The following is a 16591-nucleotide window of genomic DNA, read 5'->3' as shown; positions in this document are numbered from 1 at the left end:
AAGATTGACCGCGAGCATTGCACTTGATCCAATCGGCTCGTCTGACAGGATGATTTTGGGAAAGTTTAAGTTGCGATCGCTCCTCATTTTTGTTTGTCCCAATCAGCTAAATCAGATGATGCATCTTTTGTCCTTAGCAAAACTCCCCGTCTGGTGCTTTCCGCAGCCGTTTGTTCTCGGTAATCTTAACCAAACAAACCAGCAGCCTCAAGCAAACATTGCAGAGTTAGTCCCAATTCTGATTATTCTCCTGCTAATTGCCACAGTTGTTGCCCTGGTGACACAGCGGCTTCGCGTTCCCTATGTCACGGGTTTAGTGTTGGCGGGTTTACCAATCACGGAACTATTTTCTCGCCGGATTGGACTCGATCCTTCCTTAGTATTGAATCTTTTCCTGCCAATTCTCATCTTTGAAGCTGGCATCAATACAGATGTTAGCCGTCTCCGAAGCACGTTTAAACCAATTGCCCTTTTAGCGGGTCCAGGGGCGGTACTTTCCTCGGCGATTATTGCCGTTCTGTTGAAATTTGGGCTAGGGCTAGATTGGATACCGGCACTACTAATTGGAGTTATTCTCGCAAACACTGATACGGTTTCCATGATTGCCGTTTTTAAGGAGATACCTGTACCCTCCCGGCTTTCCACGATCGTTGAAGGAGAAACCCTCTTCAACGATGCTGCCGCCCTAGTTTCATTTAACCTGATTCTGACAGTGTATTCGACAGGTTCGCTCACAGTATTAGAAGGAATCCAACAACTATTATTTGTTGCCGTGGGAGGCAGTCTCGTTGGCTTAGTCTTGGGCTATTTAAGCATCCCTGTATTTCTTCGTTTACACGATCCCCTTAGCAGTCTCTTGCTAACCGTTGCAGTTGCATTAGGAACCTTTCAAATCGGGCAATCTTTAGGGGTATCCGGTGCTGTGGCTGTGGTTGTAGCTGGATTAATTTTCGGGAACGTTGGGCTTTCTCGCAGCACGTCTGCTTCCGATCGGATCGCGTTGTTAAGTTTTTGGGACTATGCCAGTTTTGCAGTCAATACCTTTATTTTTCTGCTGATTGGTGTAGAAATAAACCCGGTGACATTCTGGAGGACTTTGCCAGCGGTTCTGCTTGCCGTTTTGGCTTACCAAATTGCGCGAGTCCTCACTGTCTATCCGCTGTTGGCTGGAGTGCGTTGGTTTGACCGTCCGATTCCATTGCGCTGGCAGCACGTCCTGTTTTTAGGTAATATCAAAGGCTCTCTTTCAATGGCTCTTGCCCTTAGCTTACCTACAACACTACCGGGGCGAGAGCAGTTGATCGCTTTAGTGTTTGGTGCGGTGTTGTTATCTCTCGTAGGGCAGGGCGTAAGTTTACCTTGGTTTGTACGCCGGTTGCAACTCTCTCGCTTTTCAGATTCTCGCCAACAAATTGAGGAATTGCAGGCTCAGTTAATTGCTTCTAAGGCAGCTCAAGATGAATTGGATAGTCTATTGAAAAAAGGGGTTTTGCCAAAAAGTGTTTATGAAGAAATGCGAGCCGTTTATCAGGTGCAAGTTGCCGGGGCAGAAAAAGCGCTGCGGAATCTTTATAATCGTCGTCCGGGACAATTAGTTGAAGGCGATCGCTCAAAACTTGACGCCATTCGACGACGATTACTCTTGGCAGAAAAAGGGGCGCTAAATGAGGCGATCCGGCAGCGAATTCTCTCTGAGGAAATTGTGCAAGGGCGAATAAAAACAATTGATGAACAACTGATGAAACTAGAAGATGATTAGGCACAACCATTAATAAAATCAATGGCTTGATGTAATGACCCTGGCTTCGTCACCATTAATATCGTCGCTCCTGGCTCTAATACTGTACTTCCGTTGGGAATTTCTAAATCCATGTGGGGATGGGATTGATAACCAATAATTAAAGAGCCTGTAGGAAATTGGGGTTCTTGAGCGATTTCAGCAACGGTAAGACCGACAACATAGCACTTTTGGGGAATCGAGAGTTTTAAAACTTCAATTTGACCCTGCTCAAAATGCATCATTGATTCTACTTGCGGATACTCAATCGCATTCACCATTGTAGAAACTCCCAAATCAACGGTACTGATGATATGAGAAGCCCCAACAATGCGTAGGGGTTCGGCAAAATCCCGGTGGCGCACTCGACTCACAATATGGGAAACGCCGTAGTGTTTAGCAAGCGTGACCATTGCTAGATTTAAGGCATCATGACGGAGAACGGCTGCGACGGCATCAGCTTTGTGAATCCCGGCTTCTAGCAGCACCTCGGTACTGACAGCACTGCCTTCAAATGCCATTGCGCCGACTTGTTCGCGGACATACCGGCAAGCACTTGGATCGATATCAATTACGGCGACGGTATGCCCCAGGTCTACCAGCCGTTGCGCTAAATCCAACCCAACAAGTCCGGCTCCACCAATGAGTACAAACATAGCTGTCTCTCTAAGAATATTGACTCTGTGCTTCACTTTACAAGTCGAGAGCGGTTATCCTGCGAGGGTATCCTCCACATTTTTTTCTAAAATTGACTTAGGTGACTACAGGCAGTGTAAGCAACGATCGGACAGCACTTGAGCAAAAATATGAACGCCTTCGTCAAGAGTTGATTGGCGGTGCGATCGCACTCTTTGGTGTCGCCCTGCTCGGCACTTTATGGTACAAGCTGGTGGAGGGTTGGTCGTGGTCAGATGCCGCCTATATGACTGTGATCACGCTAGCAACTGTGGGGTATGGAGAAACTAATCCGCTGGGTAATCGCGGTCGCTTGTTTACGATCGCCCTGATTTTAACAGGTGTGGTCAGCATCGGTTACATCGTCAATCGGTTTACAGAAGCCCTGATTCAAGGCTACTTTCAAGAGGGAGGACGACTGAGGCAGCGGCGGCGTTTGGTAGATTCTTTAAACGAACACTATATCCTTTGTGGATTTGGACGCACCGGGCGTCAGATTGCTAAAGAGTTTAAGGCGGAAGGCATTTCGTTTGTAACAATAGATTCTCAGGTGGAGCCGGTAGAGGAGGCGCTACAGTTGGGTTATATCGCGGTGCAAGGCGATGCGACGCTGGATGACACGCTTCACAGGGTAGCGATTGAACGGGCGATTTGTCTGGTGGCGGCGCTACCTTCGGATGCAGAAAATCTCTATACGGTGATTTCGGCGAAAACGCTTAATCCAAACATTCGAGCGATCGCGCGGGCAAGTACAGAAGAAGCGGTGCAAAAAATGCAACGCGCCGGTGCTGATGCCGTGGTTTCTCCCTATATTACCGGCGGCAGGCGCATGGCAGCAGCAGCACTTCGACCCCAGGTGATGGACTTTGTGGATGGTATCCTGACGGGAACCGATCGAGCTTTTTATATGGAAGAGTTCCTGATCGATCCTCAAAGTTGTCCCGTTGTGAGACAAAGCCTAAGAGAAGCCCGGTTGCGATCGCAATCGGGCGCTTTAGTTCTCGCCATTCGTCGCGCCGATGGCACCCTCATCGGGGGTCCCACGGGAGAAACTCAATTACTGGCGGGAGATTTGCTCATTTGCATGGGTACAGCAGAACAACTGCGAATCCTCAGCCAAATCCTCATTCCCATTAGTTCTGGGAAGCTGCGTCCGCCCAAGCATACCTAACCCAATCAGTTTTTCTACCTAGCGATCGCTTTAATTAGTCCAGCTTCAGGGAATTCACTGGCACCTCATCCCAAGAATCAACCGTTCGCAATCTGGCGATCCAACCGGACTCCTTTTGGAAATCGGTTAAATTTTGCTGGTAGGACTCATGACAATCTTTTGCCTGCGCTTCATCACAACAGGCAATACAGGCATGGATCATCCCAGACGGATCGATCTGTTCGTTTACCCAAATCGTCATAGGGCATTCTCCCTGAATTTTAAATGCATAGACTGCTTGCAACTCGACAAAAACGCTTACCTCTGGGCTGCGATCGCGTTACCGAAGCGAGGCGTTAGCCTAGCGCTGACTTGTCAGTTCGCGCTGGGAAAGAGCAATCTGTTGATTGGTGCTGATTTAATACTTATACCAAGTTGCGTTGTCACATCCTTCAAATCCAATGGCAACGCCAAGGTGTTTTACATTTGTTGGCTCTCTAGCGCTAAGGAATCGACCCGCTTCGATCCCCACACCCTCCACTAAAGATATAGACCAGATGGTGAAAATCCGAAGAAAATCGGGAATTCTAAGAAGGGTAGTGATGCAAACTCTAATCATTGCAGGTCATCCTTTTAGGCAATCGCTCAACTCCTGAGTTAGCGAGAGAAAAACCAACGGATGACAAGGCTTTGAGCCAATAGAAGCGCCAGAGTTAAGACCGAACGATCGTAAAGCTGTCGATCGTTCAACGATATAAAGGCAGCATTAACCCAGTTTAGCCACAAAAATAGTTTCTATGAAATCTCGACTTTTGCGCTTTGTGTCTCTTTTTTTGCTCAGCATTGTGCTGATTACAGCCTGTAATAGCACAACAACGGTGACTTCCCAGAAAGAGACTCAGCCCCTCGTCGTCGGCTACAATCTGTGGCCTGGACTGTTTCCGATAGCGATCGCTCAAGAAAAAGAATTCTTCACGGCTCAAGGGGTCAAAGTCAAACCCGTCTATGTCCAAAACTTTCTAGAATCGGTGTCTGAATTCAGTGCTGGACAATATGATGGAGTTGCCATCACAGTAAGTAGCTTGATGAGCATCATTGAGAAAAACCCGGATTTACAGATTGCGATGGCAACTGATGAATCGGCTGGTTCTGACTCAATAGTAGTTCGCCCAGAGGTTAAAAGTGTCGCTGACTTGAAAGGCAAGCGCCTCGGAGTCAGGTTAGGTGATGGAGAATTATTTGTCAGCGAAATGCTCCAGAAACATGGTTTGACTAGCGATAATTTGACCCTAGTCAACGTAGAAGGAGAAGCGGTTCCAGCACGTTTTAAGAGCGGGGATATTCAAGCGGGACATACTTGGGAACCGTACTTATCTGAAGTAACCAAATCTGGAGGGCGAGTATTATTCACCAGTAAGGACACACCCGGCTTAATTTCGAGTGTAATCGTGTTTCGCTCCTCAGTAGTACGCGATCGCCCAAAAGACATTCAAGCATTTATTCGCGCCTGGTTTCAAGCTCAAGATTACTGGCAGGCAAATCCCGAAGAAAGTAAAGCACTGATTGCGAAAACGCTCTCCATCAAACCTGAAGAAGTTTCCACTGAGGGTGTCAAGTTGTACACCTTAAAAGACAACTTAAAAGCATTTACTCCTGGTTCTACAACCGAGTCGTTGTACCATACCGCCAAATTGTACGCCGACTTCTATATTCGCACCGGAGGATTAAGCACCGCGCCAGATATTCAAAAAATGATTAATCCTTCTTTTGTGCAGATGTCGCAGGCAGGAAATTAACGAGAAAAAAAGCGTTATTCCATGCAGTTAAACATCAACAGTTTTTCAAGATGAAATCTCGATTTCTCCGCTTTGCGTCTCTTTTTTTGCTCAGCCTTTTCCTGGTTACAGCCTGCAATGGCAGAACCTTTATAACCTCTAAACCTGAGCTTCCACCACTGCAAATTGCCTACAATCTGTGGCCTGGATATTTCCCAATGGAGATTGCTTCAGAACAAGGATTTTTCGCAGAACAGGGGGTGGAAGTTGAACCTGTGTATTCAGAAAACTATTTAGGAGTTGTTTCTGATTTTAGTGCAGGTAAATATGATGGCATCATCGTAACATTGGGTGGTGTGATGAGCATCATTGGGAAAAACCCAGATATCCACATTGTCCTGGAAACCGATCAATCGGCTGGTGCTGATACCGTAGTGGTGCAACGTGATATTAAAAGTGTGGTTGACTTGAAGGGCAAGCGACTCGGCGTGAAGTTAGGCGACTACGGAGAATTGTTTGTTGTCAAGATGCTGGAGAGCAATGGTCTTACTACCGATGACGTGACGCTAGTCGATATAGAAGGGGAAGCCATTCCAGCACACATAAAAAGCGGTGATATTCAAGCCGGACAAACTTGGTATCCCTACACATTAGAGGCAGTGAAAGCCGGAGCGCAGGTACTATTTACCAGTAAGCAAACACCTAGGTTGATTCCGAATGTCATCTTATTTCGCAGCAATGTAATACGCGATCGCCCTGGACAGATAAAAGCATTTGTCCGAGCTTGGTTCCAAGCCCAAGATTACTGGAAAGCCAACCCAGAAGCAAGCAAATCACTGATTGCTAAGCGGCTGAAGATTAAACCGGAGAGCGTTTCAACCGATAACATTCAGCTGTCCACCTTAAAAGAAAACTTAAAAGCGTTTACTCCAGGTTCCACAGAAGAGTCGTTGTACCATACCGCCAAATTGTACGCCGATTTCTCGATTCGTACTGGAGGATTAACCGCTGCGCCAGATATTCAAAAACTGATCGATCCGTCTTTTGTGCAGCAGTTGCAGCCAGGAAGTTGACCGTATTCAGTCACACACATCAACAGGTTTTAGCATGAAATCTCGATTGCTACGCTTTGTATCTCTTGTATTACTCAGCATTGTGCTAATCACCGCCTGCAATGGCACGACAACCGTAACTTCCAGCCCACAGTCTTTGCCTCTTAGGGTCAGCTATAATCTTTGGGCTGGACAGTTTCCGATGGCGATCGCCCAAGAAAAAGGATTCTTCCAAGCGCAGGGTGTTAAAGTCGAACCCATTTTTTCAGAAAACTATCTCCTACCCCTGTCTAACTTCAGTGCTAATAAAAATGATGGGGTTGCGCTGCCATTAGGTAGCGTTATGAGTAGGCTTGGGCAAAACCCAGATGCAAAAATCGTTTTAGTCACCGATCAATCAGCGGGTGCTGACGCAATGGTAGCTCAGCGCCATATAAAAAGCGTGGCTGATTTGAAGGGTAAGCGGATCGGCACTAAGTTAAATGATTTTGGAGAACTGTTTGTCACTAAGATACTAGAAACGAAAGGTCTTTCTACTCAAGATGTCAGCTTAGTCAATATAGAAGCGGAAGCAATTCCAGCTTTCTTAAAAAGTGGTGAAATTCAAGCAGGACAAACCTGGGGACCCCATTTGTCTCAAGCAGTCAAATCTGGGGCTAAAGTGCTATTCACCAGTAAGCAGACTCCTGGGTTAATTCCAGATGTCATCGTGTTTCACAGCAATGTGCTACGCGATCGCCCTCAAGATATAAAGGCATTTATTCGCGCTTGGTTCCAAGCCCAAGACTACTGGAAAGCGAATCCAGAAGAAAGCAAAGCAATAATTGCCAAAACCCTCAATATCAAACCTGAAATTATTTCAACAGATGGCATCCAGTTGTCTAATTTGCAAGACAACTTAAAGGCATTTACTCCAGGTTCAACAACAGAGTCGCTGTATCATACAGCCAAATTGTACGCCGACTTTTATACTCGTACCGGAGGGCTAAGCGCTGCGCCGGATATTCAAAAACTAATCGATCCGTCCTTTGTGCAGCAGTTACAAAAGGTAAATTGACTGTGAAACAGCTCCAACTTTATACCCTACGCACTAAGCTGATTTTTTCTTTCCTGGGTGTGGCACTCCTCCCCTTAGCATTACTAGCCTTCTTGAATCAGCGAGCCACACAAAAGACGCTGACGAACAATGCTAACCAAACCCTCTTAACATCTGCTTCTCAAACTGCCCTGAGTATAGATGCTTTTATAAACTCGAATCTGGATGCTGTCCGGGTTGAAGCTCAGTTGCCAGTCTTCGCCAAGTACTTAAGTTTACCTGCTAACCAGAGACAAAGTATCGCTTCAGAAGTCGAGGGCGCTTTACGTTCGCTCAGCCGTAAAGATACTTTGAATATCTCGTCCTACGCGCTGCTCGATAGTCAGGGGCGAGATGTAATTGATACCTATACACCAGATATCGGTACAGATAAATCTGACCAGAATTACTTTCAGCGACCGTTTAAAAGTGGCTTACCCTATGTCTCGCCCATTGTGTTTTCTCCAAGTACTAATGAGATCGGTTTGTACTTCAGTAGTCCGGTACGAAATGCGTCGGGAAATACTATCGGTGTCTTACGTATCCGTTATAACGCTGCTGCTGTCCAGCGATTGGTTAGTCAAAATACCGACCTAGTGAGAGGAAGCGCTTCCTTTGCGATTTTGCTAGACGAAAACCATATTCGTTTAGCTCACGGGAACTCACCTGAGTTAAATTTTAAATCGGTTACACCGCTCCCACCGGCTAAAGTGAAGGCTCTGCAAGCAGAAGGACGGTTGCCCAAGGGGAAAACGGCAGACTTTTCGACAAATTTGCCTGATTTTGAGCAAGGTCTAGATAACGCTGCAACATCCCCTTACTTTACAACCGCCTTATCCTCTACAAACAACGAGCCGAACGCAGCAGCAGTTACCAAGCTAAAGACGCGACCGTGGTTTGTGGTTTTTGTCCAACCGAAAGCGGTATTTCTAGCGCCTATCGAAGCCCAAGCCCGCGACACGCTGTTACTGGCTGCGATTATTGCAGGTGTAGTCATTATCGCGGCGATTACGATCGGAGAACTACTGGCTAAGCCACTGATTAATCTCGCTGGAACAGTGACTCAATTCACTGCTGGCAACCTCAATGCTCGTACTTCTATCCAATCAAAGGATGAAATTGGGGTGCTAGCGTTGAGTTTCAATGGGATGGCAGAACAAGTCGGTAAATTGCTTCAAGGCCTAGAAGAGCGTACCCGCGAACTGGAAGTTAGTCAGCACGTTACGGTTGCCGTCAGCGAGCTGTCGAAAGCGATTATAGACCCGGAAAAGCTGTTGCGCGAAGCGATCGCCCTAATGCAGAATCGCTTCGGCTTGCACTACGTGCAAATTTATCTGTTAGATCAAACCACGAATCAACTCATCCGGCGGGCTGATTCTGGCAATCAGGGTATGCTTGGGCATGATGAAAGCGCCTGTCTGTCTCTTGACGATCGCAGCTTAGTCGCCCTTGCTGCCCGAAAGCAGCAAACGATCTGGGTGGATAAACAGGACAGTGCAGGGCTAGCAGGAGACTTGAAACCCATCCAAATGGGTTCTTCCGCAGTGGTGCCCTTAGTCGCTCGTGGGGCGCTACTAGGAGTGCTGGACATTCAAGACAAGGAAAGCGATCGCTTCAGTCAAACGGATCTAGAGACGTTCAACACCCTCGCCGGACAAATCGCCACGGCTTTAGAAAATGCCCGCTTGTTTGAAGAAATTCAAAAGGCTGAAACCCAATACCGAGACAAAGCTCAAGAGTTACAACAAACTCTATCTGAGTTGAGACAAACTCAAACTCAATTAATTCAAACTGAAAAAATGTCTAGTTTGGGTCAACTGGTGGCTGGAGTTGCACATGAAATTAACAATCCAGTCAACTTCATTTATGGCAACATCACTCCTGCCAATGAATATCTGGAAGATTTGCTCAAACTCTTAAAGTTGTACCAACAATGCTACCCCAATCCTACCCCGGAAATTCAAGACTATATCGAAGAAGTCGAACTCGACTTCCTGCTCCTTGATTTTCAGAAAATTCTATCTTCCATGAAGTTTGGAGCCGAACGGATTCGTCAAATTGTTCTATCTCTAAGAAACTTCTCCCGTTTAGATGAAGCGGAGATGAAAGCCGTTGACATTCATGAGGGTCTTGAGAATACGCTAGTAATTTTACAGAATCAATTAAAAGATAAGCCGGGACATCCGGAGATTCAGGTGATTAAAGAGTATGGCAACTTACCTTTAGTAGAATGCTATGCCGGACAACTGAATCAAGTGTTTATGAATTTACTTACAAATGCAATTGATTCTCTTGATGAGTTTAATCATAAACGCTCGATCGAAGAAATTAAAGGCAATCCCGCTACCATCTTAATTCGCACCAAAGTCGCAGGGAACAATCAAGTAGAAATCCGAATAATTGACAATGGTTCAGGGATTTCAACTGAGGTTCAGTCAAGACTTTTCGATCCTTTCTTCACAACGAAAAACGTTGGCAAAGGGACTGGGCTGGGTCTAGCGATTAGCTACCAAATTGTAACCGAAAAACATGGGGGACAGTTGGAGTGTACTTCAGCACCCGGTCAAGGGGCTGAGTTTGCTATCAAGATTCCAATTAGAGTTTAAGCTAACAAATCTTCATCAAGCGCGATCGCACTGACGAGAAAGTTAGAAACCTTAGCTGGATAGAATTTTAGCAACTCATTTTCTAAAAAATCCCTAAATCTACAGCATTATTTTAAAACCCGATTTCAAACTCGCTCGAAAACATATATATAGCAATCCTATTTTAGTTGTGAGACAAACCTTCAGATCCTAACTTCTTTCTCGAAGTCGGGAATCGCACCTTCACGAATCATTTTAGATTGGTATAGAAACTAATTTTTAAAAAAAGTTCCATATTTTCACGTATGGCTGAACTTAGTCAGTACACCGAAAATAGATACAGTGCGGAAAAAGGCACAAATATTATAAGCGTAGTGGATGAAAAAATGACCATCAGTAAAAATACGCAAGTTTTAAAGCCAGAATTACAGTCAGAATTAGAGCGGGAAGGATTGCTGCACCGAATCACTAACCGGATTCGTCAATCCTTGGAATTACAAGAAATTTTAATCGCAACGGTGGCAGAAGTCAGTTCGTTACTAGAAGCAGACCGCGTCATGGTCTATCGGTTTCATGCTGATGAAAGTGGAGAAGTGATTGCCGAATTTATTTATAAAAATCGCCTTCCGTCTTTAAAAGGTTTGAACTTTCCAGCGGATGACATTCCTCCCCAAGCACGCGAACTCTATCAGAAAGTGCGTCTGCGTTCGATTGTGAATGTTGCGTCAGGACTCATTGGTTTATCGCTAATGGATTCTCCAGAAACCGGAGAATCCCTAGAAACCAGAAAGATCCACTATCGCCCTATAGACCCTTGCCATGTGGCATATCTCAAAGCAATGGGTGTGCAGTCTTCTCTGGTGGTGCCGATTCTGCATGGCGATCGCTTGTGGGGGCTTTTAGTCGGTCACTACTCGCAACCGCAAGTAATCTCAGAACGGGAACTGGAAATTGTCCAGATGGTAGCCGATCAAGTGTCGATTGCGATCGCTCAATCTACTTTACTCACCCAAACCCGCGAAAAAGCTCAGCGGGAAGTCACGCTTAACCGTGTCGCTACCCTGCTGCATACACTCCCTACCATTGAGCTGCAATCCGCCCTGGAGGAAACCGTTAGCGCGCTGCAAGGTTCTGGCGGCAGACTGTACATCGCCCCAGAAACTACTGGCTTGTCAGCGATAGTGTACACCTATGGCGATCAATTGAAGCTCGTAGAACCGGGAGTGGTAGCAGTACCTGCCTCATCCGTTCTAATTGAGCAGCATCCTCTGTGGCAAGAATGGTTAAAAGGCGGAGCAAATTTAAACCCTGTCGCTACCGCAAATACTAGGGGTAGTAGTGGCATCATTGCGATCGCTGACTTGTATAAACAAACGTATTTACAATCGATTGAAACTGTATTTCAATCTACTTTGATTCGAGGCGTGTTGATTGTACCCCTCCAACACCGTCAACAGTTGGTCGGATACTTGACAATTTTTCGAGATGAAATTGACACAGAAACCTTATGGGCTGGGCATTTTGACCCGGATGCGCGACAAATTCATCCCCGGAAATCTTTTGAACTTTGGCGACAGCTAAAAAGAGGCCAATCGCGCCAATGGACTCCGGAAGAGATTGAACTCGCTGATACTTTAGGCGATTGCTTCTCAATGGCGATTGAGCAGTATGGACTGTACCAAAAGGTGCAGCGTCTGAATGCCAACCTCGATTGTCAAGTCCAAGAGCGTACAGTCAAGTTACAACAATCTTTGGAGTGGGCAAGCGTTCTTAAGCAAGTCATCGACCAAATCCGCAGCACTTTGGAGCTAAAAACAATCCTGCAAACCATCGTGCGCGAAGTCCGAAACCTGTTAGATACAGATCGAGTGATCGTTTACCAGTTCACCCGGCGTTGGCAAGGCCAGGTGGTTGTCGAAGAGGTCACTGGCAAAACAAAATCGATTCTGGGGCAGGTATATGACGAGAACTGCTTTCCCTTAGAGTACGCAATCTTATACCAGGGGGGACGGGTTCGGGCAATGAACGACGTGCATCAAGCTTCTTTGCAAGCTTGTCATGTCGAATTCTTGGAACAGATTCAGGTGAAAGCCAATTTAGTCGTCCCGATTCGCAGAGGGGAGCAACTGTGGGGGCTACTGGTTGCCCATGAGTGTCATGCGCCAAGAGTTTGGAAGGCGGAGGAAGTCGATCTGCTACAACAACTTGCCGATCAAGCTGCGATCGCGATTCAGCAAGCCGAACTCTACCAACAACAAGCGGAATTACTCGCTCAAACCCAGCAGCAAGCAGAACAACTCTCTAGTGCCCTCCAAGAGTTACAGAAAACCCAAAGCCAGCTAATTCAAACCGAAAAAATGTCGAGTTTGGGTCAACTGGTTGCCGGTGTCGCTCACGAAATTAATAATCCGGTTAATTTTATCTACGGCAATATCAGCCACGTTGATGAGTATACCCAAGATATGCTCAAACTCATGGAACTCTACCAACGCCATTACCCGAATCCCCATCCTGAAATTGTGGATCGAGCAGAGGCGATTGACATCGAGTTCCTGACTTCGGATCTTCCGCAGATGCTCTCATCAATGAAGGTTGGAGCTGATCGCATCCGCCAGATCGTTCTGTCTTTACGCAATTTCTCCCGACTGGATGAGGCTGAGCGGAAACCTGTCGATATCCACACTGGCATCGACAGCACTCTGTTAATCTTGCAACATCGACTGAAAGCAAAGCCAGACCATGCCGAGATCGACGTGGTGAAAGAGTATGGAGACTTACCGCCTATCGAGTGCTACGCCGGTCAGATGAATCAAGTTTTTATGAACGTGATCGGTAACGCCATTGACGCTCTAGAGCAACGCGATGAAACGCGATCGCTGGAGGAAATTAAAAACTTACCCAGTCAGATTACCATTCGTACTTTTCTGATGCAGGATAACCCAGCAGGTGTCCCCCACGTTGTCATTCAGATTCGTGACAATGGCCCTGGCATGAGTGCAGGCGTGCAGTGCCAAGTTTTCGATCCCTTTTTCACCACCAAGCCGGTTGGGAAAGGCACGGGTCTGGGACTTTCCATTAGCTACCAGATTGTGGTAGAAAAACACGGCGGTTCCTTTAAATGTATGTCTCAACCCGGTCAGGGTACTGAGTTCTGGATAGAAATTCCTCTGAATCGCCAGTTAGCACAAAGCTGCTATAGCAATCCTATTTGAGTTTTAAGATGCCAGCGGTTCAGACCTCCGACTTTTCCAAGAAGTCGGGGATCTCGCCTTTAGGAATCATTTAGGAGCGCTATAGAACGCCTTGTACTCGGAAACCTCCTTTCCTTGCAGGGAAGGAGGTTTGGTTTTTCAAGTGAAAAATCTGAATTTTCCCGACATCCTCAGCATCGGTTAAGAAAAAATTAAGCTAGAATTAATAAACAATTATTGATATAAATATAAGTTAATATCAATCTCGATCCAGGGCAAGCCTGGGTTGGTTCCCAACTTCACACAGGTGAATCCATGAGTACCCAAAAAGTCTCATCGCAGTCCTTTTGTGCCCAAAAACTGAAAACTTTGGCAGATTCAACGCGGCTTGAGGTTTTAGAACTGCTCATGAGTGGCCCTAAGCACGTTGGCGAGATGAATGCGGTGCTGGGGTTGCAACAGAGTTTGCTATCGCATCATCTAAAAGTTTTGCGAGAAGAGGGTTTTGTGACGGCGACGCGAGATGGCAAGGCGGTGCTTTATCAGCTAGATCCTGCAATCCAGAGGACAAATGCTGATCGGGCGATTGACTTGGGATGTTGCTTGGTTTCCTTTGATTCCAACACATAAAAAACTTCAATTACATAACTGATGAAGAATTTAAGAATGCTTGCGCCGCTTTCTCTAGGGTTAGCTGCCTGCTTTTGGCTGCAATCTTGCGGGAAGCCTCCAGAAGGGGCAACCCAATCATCCGATAAGTTACAAGGCAAGCTGGTTTTGACGGGATCGAGTACGGTAGCACCTCTGGCGGCTGAGATGGCCAAGCGCTATGAAACTCAACATCCGGGAGTCCGGATTGACGTGCAAACGGGCGGATCTTCGCGGGGAGTCGCAGATGCCCGCCAGGGGGTGGCGGATATTGGGATGGTTTCCCGAAGTCTCAAAGACAGCGAGAAGGATTTGCAAGCTTTTACCATTGCTAACGATGGCGTCTCGGTCATTCTTAATCAAGAGAATCTAGTTAAAAGTCTGACGGACAAGCAAATTGTCGATATCTACACCGACAAAATCAATAATTGGAAACAAGTCGGCGGGAAAGATGCCCCAATTACGGTGGTCAATAAAGCTGAGGGTCGATCCACGCTGGAACTGTTTGCCGACCACTTCAAATTAAAGACAACCGATATTCGTGCCGATGTGGTGATTGGCGATAACGAACAAGGAATCAAAACCGTAGCAGGGAATCCCAACGCGATCGCTTATGTCTCTATTGGTTCTGGCGAATATGGTGTCACTCACAATACTCCGATCAAATTGTTGCCAGTCGAAGGGGTAGACGCCTCCATCGCCAACGTCAGCAACGGTAAATTTCCGCTTTCTCGTCCACTCAATTTAGTGACGAAAACTACACCCACCGGATTGCAAAAAGAATTTATTGATTTTGCCCGTTCTAAAGATGTGCAAGACATTGTGAAGGAGCAATATTTTGTCCCAGTCGCGAAATGAAGTCATTCTCGTCTGGATGTTGCGGGGAATGGCGATTATTTCGGGCGCGATCGCTCTTTTAATTCTGCTATTCCTCATCTGGGAAACCTTGCCCATCCTGCAAAATATTGGGCTGACACGTTTCTTCAACGACCCCTCCTGGCATCCCGCTAGCGAAGAATTTAACCTAATGCCGATGTTGTGTGGGTCGCTATTTGTGACGGCGGGATCTGTGCTAGTCGCAACACCTCTGGGCATTCTCTCAGCAGTTTTTTGTCACTATTACGCACCCCCTGTTTTAGCCCAAATTTACCGAGGCTTAATTGAGCTTTTAGCAGGGATTCCCTCAGTCGTTTATGGCTTTTGGGGTTTAGTCGTACTGGTGCCAATTATTGGGCGGATTCACCCGCCGGGACCAAGTTTATTAGCCGGGATTTTCATCCTAACGCTGATGATTTTGCCCACCATTGCCCTCGTTGCAGATGCCACCTTTGCCAACGTACCCGCAGATTATCTGCGGGGTGCGGCGGCGCTGGGATTGGGACGCTGGGCAATGGTGCGTGGTGTGGTTTTTCCAGCAGCAAAATCAGGGCTATTAACGGGGATTATCTTGGAAACGGGACGGGCGATTGGCGAAACAATGGCGGTGTTAATGGTTTGCGGTAACGTCGTGCAGGTACCAAAGGGTGTATTTGAGCCAGTGCGGACGTTAACAGCAAATATTGCTTTAGAAATGGCTTATGCCGTGGGAAATCACCGCGCTGCCTTGTTTGTCAGCGGGTTGACATTGATGGCAATGATTGTGGTTTTAGTCGTTGCTGCCGAAATGATTAACCGGGGGCAGATTTATGAATAAATCCTTTGATAAGACAAGCTTACAAAAACAAATTGTGCGAGAAAAAACCAATTCTTTTGCTTTTAATTGTTTGCCTTATTCCGAATTGATTTCCACAGCAATCGTCTGGGGATCTGTCGCTTTAATAACAGCTTCGCTATTGTGGCTATTAAGCGATATTTTTATTTCTGGTATCGGTCAAATTAGCTGGGAATTTTTGACAACTGCACCGAATAATGCTGGACGAGATGGAGGAATCGCACCCATTTTAATCTCGACCGCGCTAATCGTAGGAGTATGCATGGCAGTTTCAATTCCGTTGGGAGTGGGGACTGCGATATTACTGGCTGAATTTACCTCAAATGAGAGTATTTTGGGGCGGTTAGTGCGACTGATTTTGGATGTTTTAGCAGGCATCCCTTCAATTGTTTTTGGTCTTTTTGGGAACGCTTTCTTCTGCAAAACTTTGGGAATGGGCTTTTCGATTCTTTCCGGTGGGTTGACGCTGGCGTGTATGGTGCTGCCGATTTTGATTCGCTCAACCCAGGAAGGTTTCCGAGGCGTACCAGATGACTATCGACGTTCGGCGGCGGCGCTGGGACTCTCGCGTACAGCCACACTATGGGAGTTACTGCTACCAGCCGCCATGCCTGGATTAGTCGTGGGGTTGCTGTTGGGTTTGGGAAGAGCGATCGCTGAAACGGCTGCTTTAATCTTTACCAGCGGTTATGTCGATCGGATGCCAGAGTCGTTGTGGGATTCCGGGCGATCGCTCTCGGTTCACATTTACGATCTCGCTATGAACGTCTCTGGCGGTGAACCAAATGCCTACGCCTCTGCTCTCGTATTAGTCAGCTTTCTATTACTCATTAATGCTGCAATCTCTTGGCTCGCAGAACGGTTTCGGCAATCCCGAATTTGGGTAGCGTAAACCAAGCTTACCTCGCGTTCTTTTTTTGCGTACTTCGCGTCTTTACAGTTTAAATTCTTC

Annotated in this window: 14 protein-coding genes; 12 read left to right on the top strand and 2 right to left on the bottom strand. The window is 46.6% G+C overall.

Annotated elements, in window-relative coordinates; all coding sequences use genetic code 11:
* Positions 1–118: 118 nt before the first annotated feature.
* The gene (locus NDA03_RS17190; RefSeq protein ID WP_190531769.1) at positions 119–1759 is read left to right on the top strand and encodes a sodium:proton antiporter; all 1641 of its coding nucleotides are present in this window, start codon (positions 119–121) and stop codon (positions 1757–1759) included.
* Here NDA03_RS17190 and NDA03_RS17185 read toward each other — a convergent pair.
* Positions 1756–2433: a TrkA family potassium uptake protein gene (locus NDA03_RS17185; protein WP_190414454.1), complete on the bottom strand. Its 678-nt coding sequence runs from the start codon at positions 2431–2433 to the stop codon at positions 1756–1758. The two genes, NDA03_RS17190 and NDA03_RS17185, sit on opposite strands and share 4 nt — an antisense overlap.
* A gap of 101 nt (positions 2434–2534) precedes the next feature.
* Here NDA03_RS17185 and NDA03_RS17180 point away from each other — a divergent pair, with 101 nt between their 5' ends.
* On the top strand, positions 2535–3623 hold the full coding sequence (locus NDA03_RS17180) for an NAD-binding protein (RefSeq protein ID WP_190429967.1): 1089 nt from the start codon (positions 2535–2537) through the stop codon (positions 3621–3623).
* 34 nt (positions 3624–3657) lie between these two features.
* Here NDA03_RS17180 and NDA03_RS17175 read toward each other — a convergent pair whose 3' ends face one another.
* Positions 3658–3864, bottom strand: a complete 207-nt coding sequence (locus NDA03_RS17175; RefSeq protein ID WP_190526217.1) for a glycogen debranching protein — start codon at positions 3862–3864, stop codon at positions 3658–3660.
* A 36-nt stretch (positions 3865–3900) separates the two neighbouring features.
* Here NDA03_RS17175 and NDA03_RS17170 point away from each other — a divergent pair, with 36 nt between their 5' ends.
* The 10 genes from NDA03_RS17170 to pstA all read left to right on the top strand — a co-directional run bounded on the left by NDA03_RS17170 (position 3901) and on the right by pstA (position 16531).
* Positions 3901–4146: a hypothetical protein gene (locus NDA03_RS17170; RefSeq protein WP_348238678.1), complete on the top strand. Its 246-nt coding sequence runs from the start codon at positions 3901–3903 to the stop codon at positions 4144–4146.
* A gap of 253 nt (positions 4147–4399) precedes the next feature.
* Positions 4400–5398, top strand: coding sequence for an ABC transporter substrate-binding protein (locus tag NDA03_RS17165; protein WP_348238677.1), 999 nt, complete (start codon positions 4400–4402; stop codon positions 5396–5398).
* 50 nt (positions 5399–5448) lie between these two features.
* On the top strand, positions 5449–6450 hold the full coding sequence (locus tag NDA03_RS17160; protein ID WP_348238676.1) for an ABC transporter substrate-binding protein: 1002 nt from the start codon (positions 5449–5451) through the stop codon (positions 6448–6450).
* Between the two features lie 34 nt (positions 6451–6484).
* Positions 6485–7486: an ABC transporter substrate-binding protein gene (locus tag NDA03_RS17155; RefSeq protein WP_190414449.1), complete on the top strand. Its 1002-nt coding sequence runs from the start codon at positions 6485–6487 to the stop codon at positions 7484–7486.
* 2 nt (positions 7487–7488) lie between these two features.
* A complete protein-coding gene (locus tag NDA03_RS17150; RefSeq protein WP_348238675.1) occupies positions 7489–10110 on the top strand; it encodes an ATP-binding protein in 2622 nt (873 codons plus the stop codon).
* A 365-nt stretch (positions 10111–10475) separates the two neighbouring features.
* The gene (locus NDA03_RS17145) at positions 10476–13301 is read left to right on the top strand and encodes a GAF domain-containing protein (RefSeq protein ID WP_348238699.1); all 2826 of its coding nucleotides are present in this window, start codon (positions 10476–10478) and stop codon (positions 13299–13301) included.
* A gap of 294 nt (positions 13302–13595) precedes the next feature.
* Positions 13596–13910, top strand: a complete 315-nt coding sequence (locus NDA03_RS17140) for a metalloregulator ArsR/SmtB family transcription factor (RefSeq protein ID WP_190526225.1) — start codon at positions 13596–13598, stop codon at positions 13908–13910.
* A 21-nt stretch (positions 13911–13931) separates the two neighbouring features.
* The gene (locus tag NDA03_RS17135) at positions 13932–14786 is read left to right on the top strand and encodes a phosphate ABC transporter substrate-binding protein (protein WP_348238674.1); all 855 of its coding nucleotides are present in this window, start codon (positions 13932–13934) and stop codon (positions 14784–14786) included.
* Positions 14767–15621 carry a phosphate ABC transporter permease subunit PstC gene (gene pstC, locus NDA03_RS17130; RefSeq protein WP_348238673.1) on the top strand — a complete coding sequence of 285 codons (855 nt, stop codon included), beginning with the start codon at positions 14767–14769 and terminating at the stop codon, positions 15619–15621. The genes NDA03_RS17135 and pstC overlap by 20 nt, the downstream gene beginning before the upstream one ends.
* Positions 15614–16531 (top strand): phosphate ABC transporter permease PstA, encoded by a 918-nt coding sequence (pstA, locus tag NDA03_RS17125; protein ID WP_348238672.1) that lies wholly within the window; start codon positions 15614–15616, stop codon positions 16529–16531. The genes pstC and pstA overlap by 8 nt, the downstream gene beginning before the upstream one ends.
* Positions 16532–16591: the final 60 nt, after the last annotated feature.

Source organism: Trichocoleus sp. Lan, assembly GCF_039961855.1.
Lineage (GTDB): Bacteria > Cyanobacteriota > Cyanobacteriia > Cyanobacteriales > FACHB-T130 > FACHB-T130.
This window is presented reverse-complemented; position numbering and strand designations above follow the sequence as displayed.